The sequence below is a fragment of the Actinomyces sp. SKVG-SVH-4(1) genome, from assembly GCF_048514265.1.
GTDB lineage: Bacteria > Actinomycetota > Actinomycetes > Actinomycetales > Actinomycetaceae > Actinomyces > Actinomyces oris.
On the sequence record NZ_JBGEVE010000010.1, the window covers coordinates 51350 to 71530 of the forward strand.

General features: G+C 70.1%; 17 protein-coding genes and 1 tRNA gene. 8 read left to right on the forward strand and 10 right to left on the reverse strand.

Annotated elements, in window-relative coordinates:
* Positions 1 to 50: 50 nt before the first annotated feature.
* Positions 51 to 497 carry a GNAT family N-acetyltransferase gene (locus AB7V09_RS09345; RefSeq protein ID WP_075414425.1) on the reverse strand — a complete coding sequence of 149 codons (447 nt, stop codon included), beginning with the start codon at positions 495 to 497 and terminating at the stop codon, positions 51 to 53.
* A 381-nt stretch (positions 498 to 878) separates the two neighbouring features.
* Positions 879 to 2222, reverse strand: a complete 1344-nt coding sequence (locus tag AB7V09_RS09350; RefSeq protein WP_075414424.1) for a serpin family protein — start codon at positions 2220 to 2222, stop codon at positions 879 to 881.
* 322 nt (positions 2223 to 2544) lie between these two features.
* Between AB7V09_RS09350 and AB7V09_RS09355 the strand changes: the two genes are divergently transcribed.
* Positions 2545 to 3909 carry a PAS domain-containing protein gene (locus tag AB7V09_RS09355; RefSeq protein WP_075414423.1) on the forward strand — a complete coding sequence of 455 codons (1365 nt, stop codon included), beginning with the start codon at positions 2545 to 2547 and terminating at the stop codon, positions 3907 to 3909.
* A gap of 170 nt (positions 3910 to 4079) precedes the next feature.
* Here AB7V09_RS09355 and AB7V09_RS09360 read toward each other — a convergent pair whose 3' ends face one another.
* The 3 genes from AB7V09_RS09360 to AB7V09_RS09370 form a co-directional block, all read right to left on the reverse strand.
* Positions 4080 to 5306, reverse strand: coding sequence for a methyltransferase domain-containing protein (locus AB7V09_RS09360; protein WP_075414422.1), 1227 nt, complete (start codon positions 5304 to 5306; stop codon positions 4080 to 4082).
* Positions 5307 to 5393: 87 nt separating this feature from the next.
* Positions 5394 to 5469 (reverse strand) — tRNA-Thr (locus AB7V09_RS09365).
* Positions 5470 to 5635: 166 nt separating this feature from the next.
* Positions 5636 to 6565, reverse strand: coding sequence for a DsbA family protein (locus tag AB7V09_RS09370; protein WP_075414421.1), 930 nt, complete (start codon positions 6563 to 6565; stop codon positions 5636 to 5638).
* Between the two features lie 255 nt (positions 6566 to 6820).
* Between AB7V09_RS09370 and AB7V09_RS09375 the strand changes: the two genes are divergently transcribed.
* From AB7V09_RS09375 to AB7V09_RS09385, 3 genes are all read left to right on the forward strand, one after another.
* On the forward strand, positions 6821 to 7261 hold the full coding sequence (locus tag AB7V09_RS09375; protein ID WP_081385301.1) for a hypothetical protein: 441 nt from the start codon (positions 6821 to 6823) through the stop codon (positions 7259 to 7261).
* Positions 7262 to 7353: 92 nt separating this feature from the next.
* Positions 7354 to 7929, forward strand: coding sequence for a hypothetical protein (locus AB7V09_RS09380; RefSeq protein WP_075414420.1), 576 nt, complete (start codon positions 7354 to 7356; stop codon positions 7927 to 7929).
* A 199-nt stretch (positions 7930 to 8128) separates the two neighbouring features.
* The gene (locus AB7V09_RS09385; RefSeq protein WP_419143589.1) at positions 8129 to 8533 is read left to right on the forward strand and encodes a hypothetical protein; all 405 of its coding nucleotides are present in this window, start codon (positions 8129 to 8131) and stop codon (positions 8531 to 8533) included.
* Between the two features lie 100 nt (positions 8534 to 8633).
* Here AB7V09_RS09385 and AB7V09_RS09390 read toward each other — a convergent pair whose 3' ends face one another.
* The gene (locus AB7V09_RS09390) at positions 8634 to 10685 is read right to left on the reverse strand and encodes a serine/threonine protein kinase (protein WP_419143590.1); all 2052 of its coding nucleotides are present in this window, start codon (positions 10683 to 10685) and stop codon (positions 8634 to 8636) included.
* A 354-nt stretch (positions 10686 to 11039) separates the two neighbouring features.
* Here AB7V09_RS09390 and AB7V09_RS09395 point away from each other — a divergent pair, with 354 nt between their 5' ends.
* The 4 genes from AB7V09_RS09395 (at position 11040) to AB7V09_RS09410 (ending at position 14822) form a co-directional block, all read left to right on the forward strand.
* A complete protein-coding gene (locus tag AB7V09_RS09395) occupies positions 11040 to 12167 on the forward strand; it encodes an ABC transporter ATP-binding protein (protein WP_003788927.1) in 1128 nt (375 codons plus the stop codon).
* A gap of 181 nt (positions 12168 to 12348) precedes the next feature.
* The gene (locus tag AB7V09_RS09400) at positions 12349 to 13725 is read left to right on the forward strand and encodes a DUF4032 domain-containing protein (protein WP_419143591.1); all 1377 of its coding nucleotides are present in this window, start codon (positions 12349 to 12351) and stop codon (positions 13723 to 13725) included.
* A 112-nt stretch (positions 13726 to 13837) separates the two neighbouring features.
* Positions 13838 to 14317, forward strand: a complete 480-nt coding sequence (locus AB7V09_RS09405) for a hypothetical protein (RefSeq protein WP_279014098.1) — start codon at positions 13838 to 13840, stop codon at positions 14315 to 14317.
* A 40-nt stretch (positions 14318 to 14357) separates the two neighbouring features.
* Positions 14358 to 14822: a hypothetical protein gene (locus tag AB7V09_RS09410; RefSeq protein ID WP_075414416.1), complete on the forward strand. Its 465-nt coding sequence runs from the start codon at positions 14358 to 14360 to the stop codon at positions 14820 to 14822.
* A gap of 213 nt (positions 14823 to 15035) precedes the next feature.
* On the opposite strand, the gene AB7V09_RS09415 is transcribed toward AB7V09_RS09410, so the two are convergent.
* The 4 genes from AB7V09_RS09415 to ispF all read right to left on the reverse strand — a co-directional run bounded on the left by AB7V09_RS09415 (position 15036) and on the right by ispF (position 19846).
* Positions 15036 to 16277, reverse strand: coding sequence for a hypothetical protein (locus tag AB7V09_RS09415; protein WP_075414415.1), 1242 nt, complete (start codon positions 16275 to 16277; stop codon positions 15036 to 15038).
* A gap of 158 nt (positions 16278 to 16435) precedes the next feature.
* Positions 16436 to 17434, reverse strand: a complete 999-nt coding sequence (gene rlmB, locus AB7V09_RS09420; RefSeq protein WP_075414414.1) for a 23S rRNA (guanosine(2251)-2'-O)-methyltransferase RlmB — start codon at positions 17432 to 17434, stop codon at positions 16436 to 16438.
* Between the two features lie 63 nt (positions 17435 to 17497).
* A complete protein-coding gene (gene cysS / locus AB7V09_RS09425) occupies positions 17498 to 19081 on the reverse strand; it encodes a cysteine--tRNA ligase (protein WP_419143592.1) in 1584 nt (527 codons plus the stop codon).
* 126 nt (positions 19082 to 19207) lie between these two features.
* Complete coding sequence (gene ispF, locus AB7V09_RS09430; protein WP_256699534.1) at positions 19208 to 19846, reverse strand: 2-C-methyl-D-erythritol 2,4-cyclodiphosphate synthase; 639 nt, start codon at positions 19844 to 19846, stop codon at positions 19208 to 19210.
* Between the last annotated feature and the right edge of the window lie 335 nt (positions 19847 to 20181).

Sequence of the window (20181 nt, forward strand, 5' to 3'; positions counted from 1 at the left end):
GCCAGCCCGCGGTGAGGAGACGGCCGTCGAGGGGCCGTGGGGCGGGCTTCTCAGGCCTGGGCGTAGCGGTAGACGTTGGTCTCCCGCAGCTCGAAGCCGGCGCGGCGGTAGAGGCGGTTGGCGGCCTCGCGCGTGGGGCGGGAGGTGAGGTCCACCGTGCGCGCGCCCAGCTTCCCGGCGTGCTCGACGGCGGCCTCCACGAGGGCCTGCCCGGCGCCCTGGCCGCGGGCCTCACCGTCGACGACGACGTCCTCCACCCAGGCGCGCAGACCCGTGGGGATCGTGAAGGTCGCCAGGGTGAGCATGCCCAGGATCGGTGCGCTCTGGCCGGCCTCGGTCTCAGGCCGGAAGACGAAGAGGAAAACCCCCTCCTGAGCGATGAGGGCCTCGCACTGCTCGGCGGTCAGCGCCGGGGCGCTGCGGGAGAGCTGCGGGATGAGGCGCTCCATGGCCTCGACGATCTCCGGGCTGGAGGTGGTGACGAGCTCAACGGTCATGAGGAGTTCTCCTGCTGGTTGAAAAGAGGCGGCGGGCCGAGACGGGTTGGTCCCGCGACGGCTTCCTGTCAGCCCTGGAGCCTACCGTCTGGGAGCGCTCCGAGCGGCGAGATGCCCCACCGACCGGAAGAATCTGGTGGAGAGTCTCGGCCGGTGAGGTGGAGCGCCTGGGTTTGTGGGGAGCCTGGGCTCATGGGGTGGCCGGCCGACGGGGTGGGGAACCGCGGCCGGTGAGGTGGAGCGACCGGCCGATGAGGCGCCCCGGCCGGTGGAATGCCTCGGTGGAGAGCCTAGGCTCGTGCGGGGGCCTCGGTCGACGGGCCACCTTGGCTTACGGAGCCGCGGCCCGAGGCCGCCCCGGCCGGCCGCCAGCGGGCCCGGTCAGGCCGAGCCGCTGATCTCCTTGACAGTGGGATCCATGATGGCGGCCTCGAGCAGAGCGGTGCCGCTGGTCAGGTCCCGCAGTCGCAGCACGTAGGGGTGGTCCACCGTGAACTCGACTGGCTTGGTCTGCTCCGCCGGCGCCGCCATCGCCGCTGCCTGGCCCTCGCTCAAAGCGGCTGCGACGGTGCCCTCCTCATCCAGGATGAGGCGTATCTGCTGGACCACCTGGGTCAGTGCCAGCTCGGGCGCGATCTTGTCCAGGCCCTCGGGCTTGAGCCCCTGCTCCTTGAGGAAGTCGAGGAGCTCCTTGGGCTCGGAGGTGAGGTCCAGCTTGGGCAGTGCCAGCTCCACCTCTCGGGGGCGCACCCTGTCCAGGGCCGTGGATGCCTCCGCCCATGTGCCGGCATCCATGGCGCTCGGCAGGGTTCCGGCGTCGGGCAGGACGACGTCGAGAGCGAGGTCGGAGTCCCCACCGTCCTGCCCGCCGGCGTAGGCCAGGCGCACTGCCGCCCAGCCCTTCCCGGTGGCGTGGGGGATGGAGCGCGTGTCGTGCATGAGGTCGGCCTTGACGGTCTTGCCCCCGGAGAGCGTGAAGTTCCTCTGCGAAGTGCTCCCGGCGTCGAAGGGGGATTCCCACTGGGCCGCGAAGAGCAGCGCGTTCTGCACCACCAGGCGGGTGTCCTGGGTGACATCGATGCCGCTTTCCGGGATGAGGCCGGCCGTGTTGCGCGAGGCCCAGGCATCGAGGTTCTCCTTCATGGAGCTCACGCCGACCTGCTCGATCTCAGTGGAGAACCAGCGCAGCACCGCATCGAGGTAGGTCTGCTTGACCTTGAACTTCTTGTCGTCGGAGATGAGGACGTGGTTGGCCAGGTGAACGAGCGGCTTGTCGGGGGCCTTGTCCGGGTCGAAGCCCTTGAGGTCACTGTCGTAGCGGTTCAGGGAGTTCTGAATGGCCGACCAGGCCCGGTCGCGGTCCTCACCCGAGAGCCCCAGGAGCGCGTCATAGCCCTGGGCCGCGGCGTCCGTGGCGCCGTCGGCCAGGATCGCCAGGACGAAGGCGAGACTGAGAGGGGAGGCCATCGCCGTCGCGGCCGAGTCTTCCTTGAGGTAGTGGGTCAGGAGCTTGCTCCCGAGCTGGTCGCAGGCGGTGGCGGCCTTGGTCACCTGGGAGGCGACGTCGGAGAGACTGACCTTCTCGTGGGCGACCTTGGAGGTCAGCTGCGTGCCCGACGCCAGGGAGCAGCCGCCCAGCAGCGCCACTGCTGCGGGAACCAGGGCGCCCAGTGCCAGCACCTGACGACGGGCCAAGCCGCAGTGGTCGGAGGCGGACAGGCTCATCAGAGGGTCACTCGGGGTCATGGCGTCAGGTTAGGGAGCCCGCCCGGCCCTGTCAGCGCCTTGGTGAACTCCCACCATGGGGAATCATCCCCGGGCCGGTGGCGGGTGGGCCCGCCGCAGCCTGCGCCAGCGACCACTCGATCGGCAGAAAACGGCCCCATCGCGCCGTGACCACGGTGACGCGTTCTCCCCGCGGGATCGGCCGCCTCGAAGGCCGCTCAAGAGTAGGCTTCCGACCAAGGTCCCACAACGCCCCGCAGGCCCCGCAGCTTCGACGCCGCGCGCCTGCGCCGCCCCAGGAAGGTCACTAGGAAGGTCACTCATGGTCGAGTCCGCAGCTCACGTCGAGCACGTCTTCGCCGCCGACGAGCTCTTCTTCTCCACCACGGACTCCCACGGGCGCATCCGCCGTGCCAACTCCACCTTCATGCGCCTGTCCGGCTACCCGCGCGGCGCCCTGGTGGGGCGGGCCCACAACGTGGTGCGGCACGCGGACATGCCCGCCGGCCTGTTCCGCTCCATCTGGGACGCCATCGAGGAGGGCCGGGCCGCCAGCGCCTACATCACCAACCGCTCCTCCGACGACGGCCACTACCGCGTCTTCGCCACGATCGTGCCCTCCGGCTCCGGCTACCTGTCGGTGCGCACCCTGCCGATGCTCACCGACCTGCGTGACGACATCGAGGCCGCCTACGCCCGGGTCCGCGACGTCGAGGAGGCCTCCGCCGCGGCCGGCTCCACCCGCCGGGAGGTGGCCGCCGCCGGGCAGGCCGCCCTCCAGGCCGAGCTGCAGGCCCTGGGCTACGCCGACGCCATCGACTTCACCCGCAGGGTGCTGGTCGCCGAGGTCGGTGAGCTGCTGGCCCACGGCGTCGGCATCCCCGACAGCCCACAGAGCGAGGGCCCCGTGGCCCGCATCCTGGGCGCCATGGGCCGGATCGAGGCCGAGACCGCCGGGCTGGTCGGCATCCTCCAGGAGGGGCAGCGGCTCGCCGACCTCCTGCGCGAGAGGGCCGGCGAGATCGAGGCCCTCTCGACCCGCCTGGGCACCCTGCGCGAGGCCATGCGCGCCGTCGGCACCGACGTCAAAGTCCTGGGCCACGGTGAGCAGGCCGACGACGTCGCCGCGCGCTGCCAGCAGGTCGACGCCCTGGTCCTGGAGTGCTCCGAGCAGCTCCACCCGCTGAGCAGCCAGATCGAGGCGCTGCGCGGCGACCTGGACTCGGTGAGCTTCCGCATCGCCCTGGCCCGCCTGCACAACCTGGCCGCCGGGCTCTTCGCCCTGCAGATCCTCCAGGGCCAGGACGAGGTCGACGCCAACGACGCCGTCGGCAGCCTCACCGAGCTGTGCTCGGCGCTGAGCGACGGCGCCGACAACCTCACCCAGCGCGTCGGCCTGCTCGACGCGCGCCGCGAGCTGGTGGGTGGTGAGCTGGATGTCGTGGCCGAGGACCTCGGCGTCATCCAGGGCCCGATCCTGGAGGTCCTCGAGGCGGCCGCGGCCGCCGGCGCGGGGCAGGCCGACTCCGTGACCACCGCCCGCACCCTGGCCGAGCAGGGCTTCGGCGAGGCCCGGGACCTGGCCGACCTGGCCGTGCGCCTGCGCGACCTCGAGGTCCCCTTCGAGGCCGAAGCCATCAACAGCGCCCTGGCCGACGTGCGCGACGCCCTGGCCGAGCTCGAGTAGCCGGCCGCTGCGCCCGCGAGAGCACGATGAGCCGTCCGCGGGATCGTAGGGTAGGTCGCGCGGTCGTACCCTCTACCCCTCGACCGCGCGGCGTAAGGTACGACCGCGGCGGGTCAGGAATTTTGCGACAGCACTGGGAGAGCCCCGTAGTCCCTGATTCGCGCCACGGCTTAGTCACGGACCAGTTCCACGAGCACCTCGGCGTGCTCGGTGTGCGGGAACATGTCGAACAGGCGCGAGCGCACCACCCGCATCGAGGGCAGGTGCGCCAGGTCCGCCGCCAGCGTGCGCGGGTTGCAGGAGGAGTAGAGCACCCGTCCCACGCCGGAGGCCTCGATCCTGCCGGCCAGCTGTTCCCCGATCCCGCGCCGGGGCGGGTTGACCACGAGCAGGTCCGGGCGCTGCACCCCGCCGGCGCGGTCCCCGGCGGCCGGGTCCAGGACGCGGGCGTCGCCGGCCTCGAAGCGCACCAGGGCCGGGTCCAGGCCCATGAGGTCGGCCGCCGCGCGCGCCCCGTCAATGGCCGGCGCCGACACCTCCACCCCCAGCACTCGGCGGCCGGGCGCCGCCAGGGCCAGGGCGAAGCCGCCGACGCCGCAGAACAGGTCCCACACCCGGGCCGGCTCGGCCTCCTGGGCCCAGTCGCGGGCGGTGGCGTAGAGCGCCTCGGCCACGGCCGTGTTGGTCTGGAAGAAGGAACGGGTGGGTAGGTAGAGGGGTAGCTCGATGCTCTCGGTGCGCCGGCCGGCCCGGCCGCCGAGCTCCGGGGACGGCAGGCTCAGGCGCATGAGGAGGCGGTCCTCCTCGGTCAGAACGATCTCCTCGGGCCCCTCGATGACGGCCTGGTGGACGCTCTGGATGTTGACGGCGGCCACCGCCAGCTGGGGCAGGCGCCGACGCAGGTCCGCCACGGCGGCGCGCAGCCGCTCCAGATAACGGCGGGAGCGCAGGACGAAGCGCACCATGAGGTCGTCGTCGGGGGAGGCGGTCACCAGGACGTACTTGAGCTCGCCGCGGCGCGCGGGTACGTCGTAGGGGCGTAGGCCCAGCTCGGTGATGAGGTCGGCCAGCACCGGCAGAGCCGCCTCAATGGCGGGCACGTGCAGCGGGCAGGTGCGCAGGTCGACGCCGCACCCGGCGCCGTCGAGGATCCCCAGGGTGGGGAGGGCGGCGGTCCCGGCCACCGCCATCTTCGCCTTGTTGCGGAAGCCGGTGGGGGCGCTCGCCGCCGGCGCCTGCCACAGCTCGGCCGGGACGTGCTCGGCCAGGAGGGCGGCGACACGGGACTGCTTGGCGGCCAGCTGGTCGGGCATCGGCAGGGACAGGTGGGGGCAGGAGCGGCAGGTGCCGGCGTCGTGGAGGGCGCAGGACGCCGCGTCTGCTGCGGTCACCGACATGTCCCCTCCCGGTGGTGCGCTCGTGGCCGGGCCGTGGGTGGGGCCGCGACAGGAGCGGCCGGGCCCCGGACGGCTGCGGGCGATGAGTGGAGCCGCTTGTCGGACTCGAACCGACGACCTGCTGTTTACAAGACAGCTGCTCTACCAACTGAGCTAAAGCGGCGCGCGGCCGGTCAGGCGGCCGCAGGTGCGTGGGACAGTCTGTCACAGACCGCCCCACGGCGGGAAACCGTGGGAGGCGGCGCTGTGCCCGTCGCCGCCCGGGCCGGCGGGTGCCGGGAGGGGGCCTGTGCTGGGCCGCCGCCCCGGGCAGGCGCGACGGGCCCCGGTCAGCCCTGCTGAGTCGGCTGCGGGCTGGGCTGCTGAGACGCCTGCTGGCTGGGCTGCGCCGTCGGGGTGGCGGCGGCGACGAGCTCGGTCAGGGAGGTCCGAGTCTGAAGCTTGTTCAGGTCGACCTTCTCGCCCTTGAAGAAGACGGTGGGGGTGCCCTCCAGCTTCCGGGCCTTGAAGGCCTCATCGCCGAGCGTGACCCACTTGCCGTACTTGTCGGAGTCGACGGCCGCCTTGAACCTGGCGGAGACCTCCTTGGGGACGTTCACCTTGGTGGCGGCGGCCACCAGGCCCTCCACCGTCATGTTGCTCTGGTTCTTGGTCTGCAAGAACTGGGAGAAGATCTCGAAGGCGGCGTTGTGGAAGCTCAGGGACTGGGCCGGGGCCTCATCGAGGACCACGCCCATCGCGTTCATGACGACGCTGGTCCACTCCTGCTCGAGGAGCTTGCAGGGGTGGAGGGCCAGGGTGATCTGCTTCTCGCTCAGGAGCTGGTTGATCTCCTGGGTGTGGAGGCCCTCGAACTGGGCGCAGTGAGAGCAGGAGTAGTCGAAGTAGATGTCCAGGACGGGGGCCGAGGCGGCGACGGTGTCGAGGGCGGGGCCCTCACCGTAGGTCCAGGAGGCATCGGAGAGGACCTGCTTGGGGATACCACTCTGGTTCGCCTTCGCGGTGGCCAGGCCCTCGCTCGGTGCGGGGAACTTCGACGACGCCTTGTTGTCCTTGGTGCCGTTCTTGGCCTCGATGCCGCGGTAGGCGAGGTAGCCGAGCCCACCGGTCACTCCCAGGCCTGCGACCCCGATGAAGCTGCGGCGGGCGATCTTGTTGCGGCGCTCGCGGCGGGCTGAGGCCTCGCGCAGCTCCTTGGCCTTGAGGCGCGCGGCCTCACGGCGCTGGGCCTTGGTCTGGCGGGGCTGGTTACTGGACACGCGGTGCTCCTTGTGATGCGGTGACGAGCGGACGACCAGGAAGACGAAAAGTCAACGAGTGATGGCTGTCGTGACGACATTCTGCCCGAGGATCCTGGAGGAAACCACGCCTGGTGTCTGCCGGTGGCGGATTGTGACGCATCGGTCGTCGTTGGCACGGCGCGTGCAGTCGGGGTCGGGCAGAATCGGGGGAATCAGACCGAGCGGTCCGGGAGTGACCGGGTGGAGGGGATTGTGACCATGATGGATGGGCCTATGGGCGGTCAGATGGAGGAGCAGATGGTCCTGCTCCAGAACATGTCGACCGACTGGGGCCGTTGGATGCAGTCCGTGGGTGCCCAGGAGGTCGTGGTGGAGGTCGAAGGGGTGGGGACGCGCGCCGCCGTGACGAGTCGCGTGCTCAGGCCCCGTGGCATTCTGCGCCGCGCCCAGTGGGCCGACAACGAGATGCCCGTTGAGCTGGTCCGTGAGGCCGTGCGCCTGCGGGCGCTCATGGCCCACCCCCGTGGCGGGACCTGGACCTGGGCGGCGCTGTCCATGAAGAGCAGCGAGGGCTACAAGCTCATCTCCGACTTCGACTACGACCGCGAGCCGGTCCTCGACCCGCCCTACACGGCGGAGGACTGCGCCAAGGAGCTGGAGATCTTCCCCCGTGACCCCGGTGCGATCCCCGACTGGATGAAGATCGGGGTCTGAAGGCAGAAGAACCGGCTCGGAGGGGTGCGGCGGGAGCAAAAGGTTCGCGGCTGCATCAAGACGTGCAAAAGCGAGAGGTAGGGGATGAGCTGATGTCAATCGTGTCTGGAGCTGACGACATTTCTGTTTTCTCGAAGTTTCAGGAACTTGTTCGTGGTTGGTTGCCTGAAATTGGTGCCACAAGAGTTGACATCGAGTACATTGCCGTGGCTCTTACTAGTACGTACGTCTGTTGGATAGAGGTAGATGGCGAATGGTCTCGCTCTCATCTTCCCAGTGAGATTAGTTTTGCCATGAATGATCTTCGTGCAGCGCAGGCCGATCCTCACCGGGGTGCGTGGTTGTGCTCGCATTTGTGGGTGGAGGCTGCTGAGGGGGTGCTGCATCAGGAGTCGGACTGGATGCGTGAGCCGCTAATATCAGGTGAGCCTATTCGTGATGGTAACTTTGCCTTTGAGTTGGATCAGTTTCCTCGGGATCCGGAGTGGATTCCGGAGTGGATGGCAACCAAGGCTGCCGCGTATCACAAGGAGGCTGAGAGGCGGGAACGCCGTCGCCAGCGCGACCGTGAGCGGCGGGCTAAGAAGAAGGCTGAGGCTGCCCAGGCTGAGGGCAATGGCGCTGATGAGCCGAGTTCCGGTAGGGTCGGCCGCTCTGGTGATGAGTGAGCGGGGGAATTGCGTGAGTGAGATGCGGGAGCCTGAGGCCGTGGCGTCCTCGGGTGGTTACTACACCATGTTGGAGTCGGCCCCGGAGGTCGACCCGGCAAGACGGTCTGTGGCGGGCTACGGTGCCTTCCCTGCGCCTGGGGATCCGGGTGCGCCGGCCCCTGGGGTGGTGCCTGCGCCGATGATGGCTCCAGTGCCTGTGAAGGCTCCTGCTCCGTCGGGTGCTGAGGCGTGGAGTGCAGGGCTGTTCGGGCTGTTGGCGCCTCTGCCGATCCTCGACGTGCTGCTCGCCATGGTGGCGATGATCGTGGTCGGCCTGTGGAACAAGAAGGACCTGCGTGAACCGGCCCGGACGAATCGCCGCCTGGCGGCGAGCTGGGGCCTGACGCTGCTGCTGGTGGAACTGGCTCTGGTGGTGATCCAGATCGCCGTGTTCACCATCGCGGACGATTTCTATGAATCGCTGCCTTTCATCCCGTGGGGCACCCCGATCATCATGGCGCTGGTCATGGTCGGGGTCCATGTGCTGGTGTGCACCGTCCAAATGATCCGGGCCTACCGCGGCAAGACCCTCCGCTTCGGAGGCTTCCCCTTCTTCCGCTGACCATGCCCTCGCCGGAGTCAGCAGTGAGCCCAGCGCCACCGCGGGCCCCGGAGGCGGAAGCCGCCGGGGCCCTATGGCGCCCGCCGCTTGAGGCGGCATCTCAGCTCGCGAAGGGGACCAGGCTCGGAATCGGCAGCGCTCCGGCGAATGTCAAGATGCAGAACAAGGCGCCAACACCCAACATGGCCATGACCAGGTTCCTTCGGACATTGTCGCTGGGGGCGAAGGAGTTGAGAAGATGTGCCCCACCGCGTCGCGTCGCCGCCCCCCACGGTGCCAGCCACAGGATGAGAAGGTACAAGGAGACCGCGGCGAAATAGAGGAAGTAGATGCGACTACTGGGGGGTAACGATCCGAGAATCAGTGCGTCGTCGTTCGCTGCACCCGCCGAGTAAGTGGTCGTGAGGAAGATGGCCGTGGTCCCCAGGGCCAGAAGAAAAGCGAAGCCAACAGAGATCGCCGAACGCACCAGGTACCATGGGGTCATGGCCCACATGCGGGAGTCGTCCGACGGCGAGGTGCCGCCCCGCTGAAGCCGGTTCCAACGCCGAGCGTCCTGGGCCCGGCCCACAGCGCCGGCCACCACTGTCAGAATCGCCCCGACAATCGCCATCAAGCCCGGCCTGACGATCCCGATGGAGGCCAGCATGAACCACATGGCCAGCATCGCCAGCGGACGACGTACCGGCTCCTGCGCCCACCGGGGCAGCTCCCCGGGACGTCTGGGAGCGTTGCCCCGGCTGATCTGCGCCCCCCGGGCGCCGGCTGCCATCGGTCCCGCCATCGCTCCCACCGATGGCGCAGCCGTCGGACCGGCGACGGCCTGGGAGTAACCGGGCTGATAGGCCGTCGGATGCTGACCCGAATAGGGGAACATCGGCACCTGTCCCGACGGCGCCGGCCGCGGGTACGCCCCCGAGGCGGCCGCAGGTGCAGGAGCGCCCACGCCGTACTGCATCAACTGCGCCCCCCGTGAGGGCATCGCCGAACTGTTCTGGTACCACTGGCGAGGTGGGATGGCCGGTGGGGGCTGGGTGGAAGCACCGGACGTGGCAGACGGCGCCGAGTACCCGTACCCTCCCTCCGCGCCGGAGGGCGCGGAGACGGGACTGCCGTAAGCGGCCGGGGAGGCCGAGGTCGCACTGCGAGCATCCCGAGGCGACCCCGGGGTCGAGCCGTAACCAGGGGTGAAGGTACTGGTGCTCCGCTCCAGCTCGCTGAACTCCGGCCCCTCGTCCTCGGGTCCCAGGAGCCGGTCGACCGCCTCCTGCCCGGTCCCGCCCTCGGCGATCTCATCGAGCACCTCCAGCAGGCCGTCCGGGGTCAGACGGTTCTCCGCCTCAGGGGCGAGCGCCGCCGTGAAGGCCCGCGCCAGCGCCGGGCACTCCTCCTCCAGGTTCCCCAGCTCCGGGGTGCCCCCGTAGACGCGCCGGAAGACCACCTGCCAGGCCCCCGAACCGAAGGGCGCCAGACCGGTGACGGTGAACAGGAGCACGCCCGCGCAGGCGTACCAGTCGACGTCGGCATTCGGCTCCCCGCCGTCGAGCATCTCCGGAGGGATGAACCCCGGCGTACCGGTGACCTGGCCGGTCTGCGTGAGGCGGACGTCGTCGGCCACCTGGGCGATGCCGAAGTCGATGAGAACCGGCCCCTGCGCGCCGAGCATGACGTTGGAGGGCTTGAGGTCGCGGTGGATGACGCCGGCGGCGTGCACCGCGCGCAGTGAGTCGACCAGTCCGTGGGCCAGGTCGGCTAGGTCGCGGGCGTCAGTGGTCAGGTCGTAGACGCCCTCGTGCTCCACCTCGTGCTGCAGGGTGGGGCCCTCGATGAGCTCGGTGATGACGAAGGTGATGCCCTGGGAGCCGTCCCCGGTCTCGATGTCCAGGATGCGCGCCACGCGCGTGTCCCTCACCCGGGCCAGGACACTGGCCTCCCGGTCCAGGCGTCGCCGAGCCGTGGGGTCCGCGGCGATCTGCGGGTGGAGGATCTTCATGGCCACGTGGCGCCCACCCTCATCGGTGGCCTCCCACACCACGCCCATACCGCCGGCGCCCAGGCGACGCAGAAGCCGGTATCCCCCCACTGAGGTGCCGGCGCGCAGTTTGCTCAGGGTGACCGGCTCGCCCGGGTGCGCGTCGAAGTTCTGCGTCATGGCCCCCACAGTACCGGCCCGGATTCGCTCGTGGGCGCCCCGAACCTGTGGGGCTCTTCGCCCGGCTGTGGGCCATGTCGCGGGAGTAAAGCCAGTGGTGGAGCCGGATTGCCGGTATCGGGTCGGGCGGTTTCCGACGGCGGGGATGGGGAGGTCTCCACCGTCCGCCATCGCCGTCGAGGGCCGGGCTGACTGATTGCTGAGAATCTCTGGTCAAAGCGGGAAACCTGTGTCAAGATGAGCCCGTCCGCGGTCGAACGGCTGATCGCGGCACGTGTCAATGCGGACACGCATCGGCACCTTTCACGACGGATCGTCCGGCACGTACCTGCCGGTGAAGGGATAGCACCACTCATGGCAACTGTGACTTTCGAGAACGCCACACGTATCTACCCGGGCAATGACCGCCCCAGCGTTGACGCTCTCAACCTCGAGATCGCCGATGGCGAGTTCCTCGTACTCGTTGGCCCCTCCGGCTGCGGTAAGTCCACCTCCCTGCGCATGCTCGCGGGCCTGGAGGACGTCAACGCCGGTCGCATCCTCATCGGTGACCGCGACGTCACCGACGTCCAGCCCAAGGACCGTGACATCGCCATGGTCTTCCAGAACTACGCGCTCTACCCGCACATGACCGTGCACGACAACATGGGCTTCGCCCTCAAGATCGCCGGCACCCCCAAGGCCGAGATCGACAAGCGCGTGCGCGAGGCCGCCAAGATCCTCGGCCTGACCGAGTACCTGGACCGCAAGCCCAAGGCCCTCTCCGGTGGTCAGCGTCAGCGTGTGGCCATGGGTCGCGCCATCGTGCGTAAGCCCAAGGTCTTCCTCATGGACGAGCCGCTGTCCAACCTGGACGCCAAGCTCCGTGTGCAGACCCGCACCCAGATCGCCTCGCTCCAGCGCTCGCTGGGCGTCACCACGGTCTACGTCACCCACGACCAGACCGAGGCCCTCACCATGGGTGACCGCATCGCGGTCCTCAAGGACGGCGTGCTCCAGCAGGTCGGCACCCCGCGCGAGATGTACGACCACCCCGCCAACGATTTCGTCGCCGGCTTCATCGGCTCGCCGGCCATGAACCTGGGGCAGTTCACGGTCAAGGGGGACGTCGCCACCGTCGGCGCCGCCAAGATCCAGCTGTCCAAGGCGACCCTGGACGCCATCACCCCCGAGGACGGCGGCAAGGTGACCATCGGGTTCCGCCCCGAGTCGCTCGACGTCGTCTCCGCCCAGGACGAGCACTCCATCCCGGTGCGCCTGTCCTTCGTGGAGGAGCTGGGCTCCGACGCCTACATCTACGGTGAGCTCGTCGGCGCCGAGGAGTCCGAGGCCAAGCTCGGCTCCGGTGAGGACTCCAGCCAGATCATCGTGCGCGTGCCTCCGCGTACCGCCCCCGAGCCGGGTGAGACCGTCTACGTGCGGATCCGCCCCGGTCAGGAGCACATCTTCTCCGCCTCCACCGGCAAGCGCCTGCCCGCCTGAGGATGCTGAGCACGACGGCGCCGTTCCCCTTCCTTGGGGGCGGCGCCGTCGCCGCGCTCACCGCGGGGGCCGGTGGCCCACGCGTCCGGCGGGGAGGTTCAGCGGCCGGCACTGTTAGAAGTGTGGTCGGCGGCTCATGTCTTGGAAAGCAAATTGGGTTCTGGCCTGAAAGAATGACCTCATGTCCCAGTCCATGAAGATCACGGCGGCGACCATTGATCCGGCGCTGCTCGACCTCCCCTGGGAGACGCCGCTGGAGGAGTGGCCCACCGAGGTCCTCGCTGCGCTGCCCCGTGGTCTGTCCCGCCACATCGTGCGCTTCGTCAACCTCTCCGAGCGCGTCATCGCGGTCAAGGAGATCGGCGAGGCCGTGGCCCACCGCGAGTACGAGCTCCTGCGCGACCTGCTGCGCCTGGGGGCGCCCTGCGTGCATCCGACGGCGGTTATCACCGGCCGCAGCAGCGTCACCGGTGAGGAGCTCAACTCGGTGCTCGTCACTGAGCACCTGTCCTACTCCCTGCCCTACCGGGCGCTGTTCAGCCAGTACATGCGGCCCGAGACCGCCACCCGACTCATCGACGCCCTCGCCGTGCTGCTGGTGCGTCTGCACCTGCTGGGTTTCTATTGGGGGGACGTGTCCCTGTCCAACACGCTCTTCCGCCGCGACGCCGGGGCCTTCGCCGCCTATCTGGTGGACGCCGAGACCGGGGAGCTCTACCCCGAGGGGCTCACGGACGGCAAGCGCCTCTACGACATCGACGTGGCCCGCACCAACATCATCGGCGAGCTCATGGACCTCCAGGCCGGCGCCCTGCTGGAGCCGACCGTGGACACCATTGAGGTGGGGGACCGGATCGTCAGCCGCTACACCGAGCTGTGGGACGTGCTCACCGCCAAGGAGTCCTTCTCCATGGATGAGCGCTGGCGCCTGCGCCGCCGGGTCGAGAAGCTCAACGAGATGGGCTACGACGTCGCCGAGCTCGCCATGAACACCGACTCCGACGGCAACCACATCACCATTCAGCCCAAGGTCGTCGACGCCGGCCACTACCACCGTCAGGTGATGCGACTGACCGGCCTGGACGTCCAGGAGCGTCAGGGCCAGCGCATGCTCAACGACCTGGAGGCCTACCGCGCCATCACCGGCCGCAGCGAGGACCCGATTGAGCTCGTGGCCCACTCCTGGCTGGCGGAGGTCTTCGAGCCCACCATTCACTCCGTCCCCGTCGAGATGCGCCGCAAGCTGGAGCCTGCGGAGATCTTCCACGAGATTCTCGAGCACCGCTGGTACATGTCTGAGGCCCAGGACCGCTACGTCACCACCCAGGAGGCGGTGGAGGACTATGTGGCCACGGTGCTGCCCCAGCACCGTGACGAGCGGGCCTACCTGGGGGTCGGCGACACCCAGGAGATGGAGGCGATCGTCGTCGACGACGATGCCGATGAGCCGATGCCCGAGGATGACGCCGAGTTCGCCGCCCGCGACGAGCAGACCCTGGCCGACTACGCCGCCAACCCCTTTGGCTTCACCGCCGGTATGAAGTTCAAGGGGGAGTAGGGCGCGCCCAGCAGGCCGGCTGGTGCGTCGTCGTTCGCGCCCGGTGACGCCCGGCCGGTTGATAGTCTGGCCTCAAATCAGCTGAGGCGATGAGAAGGGCCGTGACGGGGATATGAGCCAGGATGTGTCCGCATTCCAGGCCCTGCCCGGGGCCACGCCACAGAACAGCGCGTTCATTGACCTGTACTTCGACCCGTCCGTCAAGGGATATCCCAGAAGGTCGAGGGTGTCGCTCGTGATCAATGGTTACCAGTTGTGGCTGGGCTTCGGTCAGTCCGTCGCGTTGGCGGTTCCGGCCGGGCCGGTGTCGATTGTTGTGCAGCAGATCGACCATCTCCTCTTCAGCTCGACGGCACGGCTCGACTTTTCTGTGCATGTCGGTCAGAGGACGCCGGTGTTCTATCGGGCCTCCCATTTCGAGCGCAACCCGGGATCACTGACGTTCCAGAGGCTCGAGGGACTCTCTGCGTCCGAGCGGAACGACCTCACCTCCATGAAGATCATGTTCGCCGTCATTCTCGGTTCGGCGGCCGTGTTCGCCATCTTCATGGGTCTGGTGTTCTGGTTCCTCAACAGCCTGGGCGCGCCCTAGCCCGCGTCGCGTATCAAGCGAAGACTGAGGGAGAGTTGGGATGACTACGAACAATCAAGGTTTTCAGGCCCTGCCCGGGGCTACGCCGCAGAACAGTGCCTTCATCGACCTGTACTTCGACCCGTCCGTCTCACTGCCGGGCAAGAGCACCGTGTCCATCACGATCAACGGCTGGTCGATGCGCCTGTCTGCGGGCCAGTTCGTGAGGATCGCGGTGCCGCCGGGGCCGGTGAAAGTTGTCTCCTACCACTTCGCGGCCTTCCTCAGTCCCAAGCCGCGTCTTGAGTTCGTCGTGCAGCCCGGCCAGGTGGTTCCGGTGTTCTACCGCGCCTCGATCCTTCGTGGCGACCCAGGGGCGCTGAGCATAGGAAAGCACCGCGGCATGTCCCGAACCGAGAAGGGGTCGCTGATCTTCGTGCTGGTGGTGTTGTTGTCTATTCTCGTCACTGGCGCGACTTTCGTGGTGCCGTTGTTGTTCCTCTTGAACTCGGGGATGCCTGAGTAGTGCGCCGGCGCACCTGCTGCTTGCGGGTGCGGCCTACGGGCGGGGACATTGCGCGCGGCCGGGTGCATTCCGCCCTGGAGGGGGACACCTCACGCGTCCGGGGACAGGATTCCGGTCCCCGACGGCGTCGAAGGTCCCCGGCCGCAGAGAAATGTCCCCGGACGCGTGGAAGGCCCCCGGTGGGTGGTGCCAGATGTCCCCGGCGGTGGGCTCTCAGGCGCCGAGCTCCTCGGCGACCAGGGCCATCTCCTCGTCGGCGCGGCGGCGCAGCTCGCGGTGACGCGTCCAGGAGGCCAGCGAGACCTCGGTGATGGCGTCCACCAGCAGGAAGGCCCCCACGGCCGCCATCCCGCCCGGGATGCTGCCGGTCGAGCGACGACGGCGCACGGCTGCCCCCACGAGGGCCCCGCCCAGACCCGCCTCGAGCAGCGCGGCGCCCCGCACCGCCCACGGCTTGTCCGTCACCGTGCGCACATAGCCCTGCCAGAAGGCCGAGCCCGGGGTGGAGGGGTCGGCCAGCAGCAGGCCCACGCTGCGGCCCACCGCGTTGGACAGCCCGCGCGGCTCGTGCACGACGACGCCGGGAACCTCCACCGGCGCCAGGCGGCCGGTGAGGACCTCCAGCACCCAGTCGGGCAGGCCCAGGGCCTCAAGCATGGCCGCGAATCCGTCAATGCCGGGCTTGACGATGGCGGCGGCCGCGGCCTCCAGGTCCGCGCCCGGGACGGCGTCAACGATCCCCGACGCATCGGTCAGGTCCGCCAGCAGCTCATCCACCAGGGACCTCAGGGCCGGGCCGGGCTCCTTGACCCCGCCCCACACGTAGCGCGACGTCATGCCCCAGGAGAAGACGGCGTCGTCCTCCGGGTCCCCGGTGGGGATGGCGCGGATGGACATGTCCTCGGAGTCGGAGGTCAGCACCAGGGCCGGCAGGGACTCCTCGTCCCAGCCGAAGGTGCCCAGCTCCGTGCCCTCACCGGAGTACATGACGATGCGGCGGTCCAGGCTCGGCGTCGAGGCCACTGCCAGGGGCCGCTCCAGCAGGGTGGCCTGCAGCGGCACCATGTAGGCGCTCATCGGGGAGATCACCACGGTGCGGGCGCTGGCCGAGCCGTGGTGGGTGATCGAGGGCAGCTCGACGTCGTCGGGCAGGGCGTTGAAGGTCGCCGGCCCCACGGCGACGTCGGCCGTGAACTGCCGGGCCAGGGACTCCACGAGCTCACTGACGCTCGGGCCGGGCACAACGCCCCCGCGCGAGGGCGGCGTCACCGCGACCCGGCCCTCGACGTCGGTCATGAGGGTCAGGCTCAGCAGGTGGGTGGTGGCCGGGAACCACTCCAGGCGCACGACCACCCCGCGCTCGGCGAAGGCGTCGGCGACCGCCTCCGGCGTCGTGCCCGGCGCGATGAGCACGCCGTCGGTGCGGTTCCAGCGCTGCGAAGCGTCCTGGGCCATGGGGACCTCCTGTGGATCGGATGCGGCCCATTGTGTCAGCAACGGGGCCGTCTTGGAGAAGTGTAAACCGGGCGCTTCTCCTGCCGGGGCGGCCGGATCCGTCGGATCGGCAGGATCGGCAGGCTCCGTCGGGGTCGGGACGGCCCCGAGCGGCGGGGTCAGCTGCCGGCGCCGGCGGCCCGACGCCGCAGACGGTCGACCTCGTAGAGGCTGATACCCGTGGCCACGGCCGCGTTGAGGGACTCCACGCTGCGGCTGATCGGCACCGAGGCCAGCACGTCGCAGGTCTCGCGCACTAGGCGGGACAGGCCCGCGCCCTCCGCGCCGGTGACCAGCACCAGGGGTGAGTCGGCCAGGGTGAGGTCCTCGACGGCGGTGCTGCCCGAGCCGTCCAGGCCGACGACGAAGCAGCCCTCCTTCTTCAGCTGCTCCAGGGTGCGCACGAGGTTCGTCTCGCGGGCCACGCGCACCCGGGCGGCGGCACCGGCCGACACCTTCCACACGGTGGCGTTGACGCCCACCGAGCGGCGCTCGGGGATGATGACGCCGTCGGCCCCGAAGGCCCCGGCGCTGCGCAGGACCGCGCCGAGGTTGTGGGGGTCGGTCACCTGGTCCAGGGCCACGAGCAGCGGCGTGTGGCCCAGGGCGCGGGCCCGCTCCAGCAGGTCGAGGGCAGTGGTGTACTCGTAGGCGGGCACCTCGATGGCCACGCCCTGGTGGGTGGCGGAGTCGGTCAGGGCGTCCAGGTCCAGCTTGGTGGTCTCAAGCACCGGGGCGCCCAGCAGGGCGGCGCGGCGCACCACGGCGCCCAGACGGTCGTCGGACTGGGCGGAGACCGCCATGAAGACCCGGGTGATGGGCACCGAGGCGTAGGCGGCCTCGGCCACGGCGTTGCGCCCGCACAGGATCTCGTGGCCCTCGGGCACGTCGAAGCGGCGCTTGATCTTCTCCAGCTGCTTGGCGCGGGTGGGCTGGGCGGCCCGGGACTCGGCGCGGGCCTTCGCCCGGGCCTTGGGGTGGCCGACGCGGTTCTCCGCGCGCGGGGTGGGGCCCTTTCCCTCCAGGCCCTTGCGGCGCTGGCCGCCCGAGCCCTTCGTGGGGCCCTTCTTCGAGCCGGGGCGGCGCTTGGCGCCGGGGTACTGCTCGTTGCCGGGCATCCGGCCTCCTGTTCGTGACGGTACGAGTTGGTGCGAAAGAGTCGTGGGTGGTGGGCGGGCCGCTCAGGCCAGGTGCCAGCGGGCGCCTGAGGGGGAGTCCTCGACGACGACGCCGGCCCCGGTCAGCTTGTCGCGCAGGGCGTCGGCGCGCGCCCAGTCCTTGGCGGCGCGGGCCTGGGCCCGCTCCTCCAGGTCGTGGCGGATGAGCCGGTCGAGGGCCTCCATGGCGGCGCCGCCCTGGGAGGAGCCGGCGCCGTCGAGGACCCGGGTGCGCCAGGGCTCGGACAGCGGGTCCAGGCCCAGGACGTCGAGCTGGGAGCGCAGGTCCAGGGCGAGGCCGGTCACCGAGGCGCGCAGGGCGTCGTCGGCCCCCTGGCCGCCGCTCGGGGCGGCCTGGGTGAGGGCTACGTTGAGGGCCTTGAGGGTGGCGTGGATGACCGCCATGGCGCCGGCCAGGTTGAGGTCCTCATCCATGGCGGCGGTGAACTCGGCCGGCAGGGCCCGGGCGCGCACCTGCTCGGCGGGGGCGTCGACGGGGTTGGCGTCCTCGCCGTCGCAGAACTCGTAGGCCCGCAGGATCGCGCCGGACAGGCGCTCCCACAGGGCGGCGGCGTCGGCCAGGGTCTCCTCGGAGAACTCCACGGTGGAGCGGTGGTGGACGGTGCCCAGGGCCAGGCGCAGCACGGCGGCGTCGTAGCGCTTGAGCAGCTCGGCCACCACCAGGGAGTTGCCCAGCGACTTGCTCATCTTCTCGCCCTTGATGGTCACCCAGGCGTTGTGGACCCAGTGGCGCGCGAAGCCCCAGCCGGCTCCGTGGGACTGGGCCTGCTCGTTCTCGTGGTGGGGGAAACGCAGGTCGATGCCGCCGCCGTGGATGTCGAAGGTCTCGCCCAGGTAGCGGCGTGACATGGCCGAGCACTCCAGGTGCCAGCCGGGCCGGCCCCGACCCCAGGGGGCGTCCCAGGCGGCGTCGGCCGGCTCGGTGGGCTTGGCGGCCTTCCACAGGGCGAAGTCGCGCGGGTCGCGCTTGTCGGCCTCGACGTCGTCATCGAGCTGGGACTCGTCCTCGGTGGTGGCCAGGTCCTCCAGGCGCTGGTTGGTCAGGGACCCGTAGCCGGGCAGGGATCGCACGTCGTAGTAGACGTTGCCGGACTCTCCGACGTAGGCGTGGCCGGCGTCCAGCAGGCGCTGGACCAGGTCGATCATCTCGGGGATGTGGCCGGTGGCGCGCGGCTCGTAGGTGGGGGCGTCCACGCCCAGGGCGCGGTAGGCGGCGTCGAACTCCCGCTCGAAGCGCTGGGCCCAGGCCCACCACGGCACCGGCGGCTCGGCGGCGGCGGACTTGCTGAGGATCTTGTCGTCAATGTCGGTGACGTTGCGGATGAGGCGGACCTCCTGGCCGCAGCGCTCCAACCAGCGGCGCAGGACGTCGAAGGCGATGCCACTGCGCATGTGGCCGATATGGGGCGAGCCCTGGACGGTGGCACCACACAGGTAGATCGTCACCAGGCCGGGGGTGGCCGTGGGGGCCAGCGGCACGATCGCGCGGGCGGCGGAGTCGTACAGGCGCAGGGCCGGCTCGCCCGCTCGGGCGGCGGAGTCGGCGGGGCCCGCGGACTCAGGGGGCTCAGTGGGGGTGATGCTCACAGGCACAGGCTACCTGGCCGCCCGCCACCGGTGTCCACCGGGACCAGGACTTTTTCCCGAGGTGCCCGACGTCGCGTTCGTACCTTATGTCGTGCGTTCGAGGGGTAGAGGGTACGAACGCGCGCTCTACGGTACGAACGCGCGGACGGCGTCGGGGACCGGGTAGACCAGGGCGGTGGCGACGGCGAGCAGGCCCTCGGTGCGCCCCAGGAAACCCAGGTGGTCAGTGGTGGTGGCGCAGAAGGAGACCCGGGCGGAGGCGGCCTCAGACAGCGCCTGGGAGGCCTCGGCGGAGCGTGCGGCCACGCGCGGGCGCTCACCCACGAGCTGGACGGCGATGTTGCCGATCTCGAAGCCGGCCTCACGCACCCGGCGGGCGGCCTCGCTCAGGAGCGCCGTCCCGGAGGCCCCCTTCCACTGGGGCTCGGAGGTGCCGAAGTTCGAGCCCAGGTCGCCCAGTCCGGCGGCCGAGAACAGGGCGTCGCAGCAGGCGTGGGCGACGACGTCGCCGTCGGAGTGACCGGCCAGGCCCACCTCGCCGGGCCACTCCAGGCAGGCCAGCTGCATGGGGGTGCCCGAGTCGGGGGCGGCGAAGGCGTGTACGTCGGTGCCGATGCCGGTGCGCGGCAGGAACTGGGCGATCTGGTTCAGGTCGATCGTGGCCGGGCCGGCGGCGTGGCGGGCCCAGGACGGCGCCGGGGCCTGCGAGTCGGGGGTGGCGGGTGCGGCGTCGCCGGGGACGACGCCGGTGGAGGTGGCATCCATGGGCTGAGCAGCGTGGGATGACTGGTCTGACTGGTGTGCGGACATGAGGCCGTGTCTACCAGATGGGCCCCGGCCGCGTTCCGAGCGGGGCGGCCCGGTCGTCGTCGGAACGCCTCTGCGGTAGGCCACCGGGGTAGGTGCTGCACGCGGCGGGGCCGGCGTTGTCTGCTGGCGGGGCCTGGGGCTGAGTACTGCACGAAGGTCGGGATCTACTGGGGGAGGGTTGGGTGTACTGGATGGGGGTCGGGGGTTCGTGCAATATGGATAACCCTTGACCAGTGGATCCCGACCCTCGTGGAGTGGCGAGCCGCGACAGGATGAGGAGGTGGTGTGCT

Excerpts from the sequence above, each read along its gene's own strand:
- AB7V09_RS09345 (WP_075414425.1), bottom strand. The coding sequence starts at position 497 with ATGACCGTTGAGCTCGTCACCACCTCCAGCCCGGAGATCGTCGAGGCC.
- AB7V09_RS09350 (WP_075414424.1), bottom strand. The coding sequence starts at position 2,222 with ATGAGCCTGTCCGCCTCCGACCACTGCGGCTTGGCCCGTCGTCAGGTG.
- AB7V09_RS09355 (WP_075414423.1), top strand. The coding sequence starts at position 2,545 with ATGGTCGAGTCCGCAGCTCACGTCGAGCACGTCTTCGCCGCCGACGAG.
- AB7V09_RS09360 (WP_075414422.1), bottom strand. The coding sequence starts at position 5,306 with ATGTCGGTGACCGCAGCAGACGCGGCGTCCTGCGCCCTCCACGACGCC.
- AB7V09_RS09375 (WP_081385301.1), top strand. The coding sequence starts at position 6,821 with ATGGGCGGTCAGATGGAGGAGCAGATGGTCCTGCTCCAGAACATGTCG.
- AB7V09_RS09380 (WP_075414420.1), top strand. The coding sequence starts at position 7,354 with ATGTCAATCGTGTCTGGAGCTGACGACATTTCTGTTTTCTCGAAGTTT.
- AB7V09_RS09390 (WP_419143590.1), bottom strand. The coding sequence starts at position 10,685 with ATGACGCAGAACTTCGACGCGCACCCGGGCGAGCCGGTCACCCTGAGC.
- AB7V09_RS09395 (WP_003788927.1), top strand. The coding sequence starts at position 11,040 with ATGGCAACTGTGACTTTCGAGAACGCCACACGTATCTACCCGGGCAAT.
- AB7V09_RS09400 (WP_419143591.1), top strand. The coding sequence starts at position 12,349 with ATGTCCCAGTCCATGAAGATCACGGCGGCGACCATTGATCCGGCGCTG.
- AB7V09_RS09405 (WP_279014098.1), top strand. The coding sequence starts at position 13,838 with ATGAGCCAGGATGTGTCCGCATTCCAGGCCCTGCCCGGGGCCACGCCA.
- AB7V09_RS09410 (WP_075414416.1), top strand. The coding sequence starts at position 14,358 with ATGACTACGAACAATCAAGGTTTTCAGGCCCTGCCCGGGGCTACGCCG.
- AB7V09_RS09415 (WP_075414415.1), bottom strand. The coding sequence starts at position 16,277 with ATGGCCCAGGACGCTTCGCAGCGCTGGAACCGCACCGACGGCGTGCTC.
- rlmB (WP_075414414.1), bottom strand. The coding sequence starts at position 17,434 with ATGCCCGGCAACGAGCAGTACCCCGGCGCCAAGCGCCGCCCCGGCTCG.
- ispF (WP_256699534.1), bottom strand. The coding sequence starts at position 19,846 with ATGGATGCCACCTCCACCGGCGTCGTCCCCGGCGACGCCGCACCCGCC.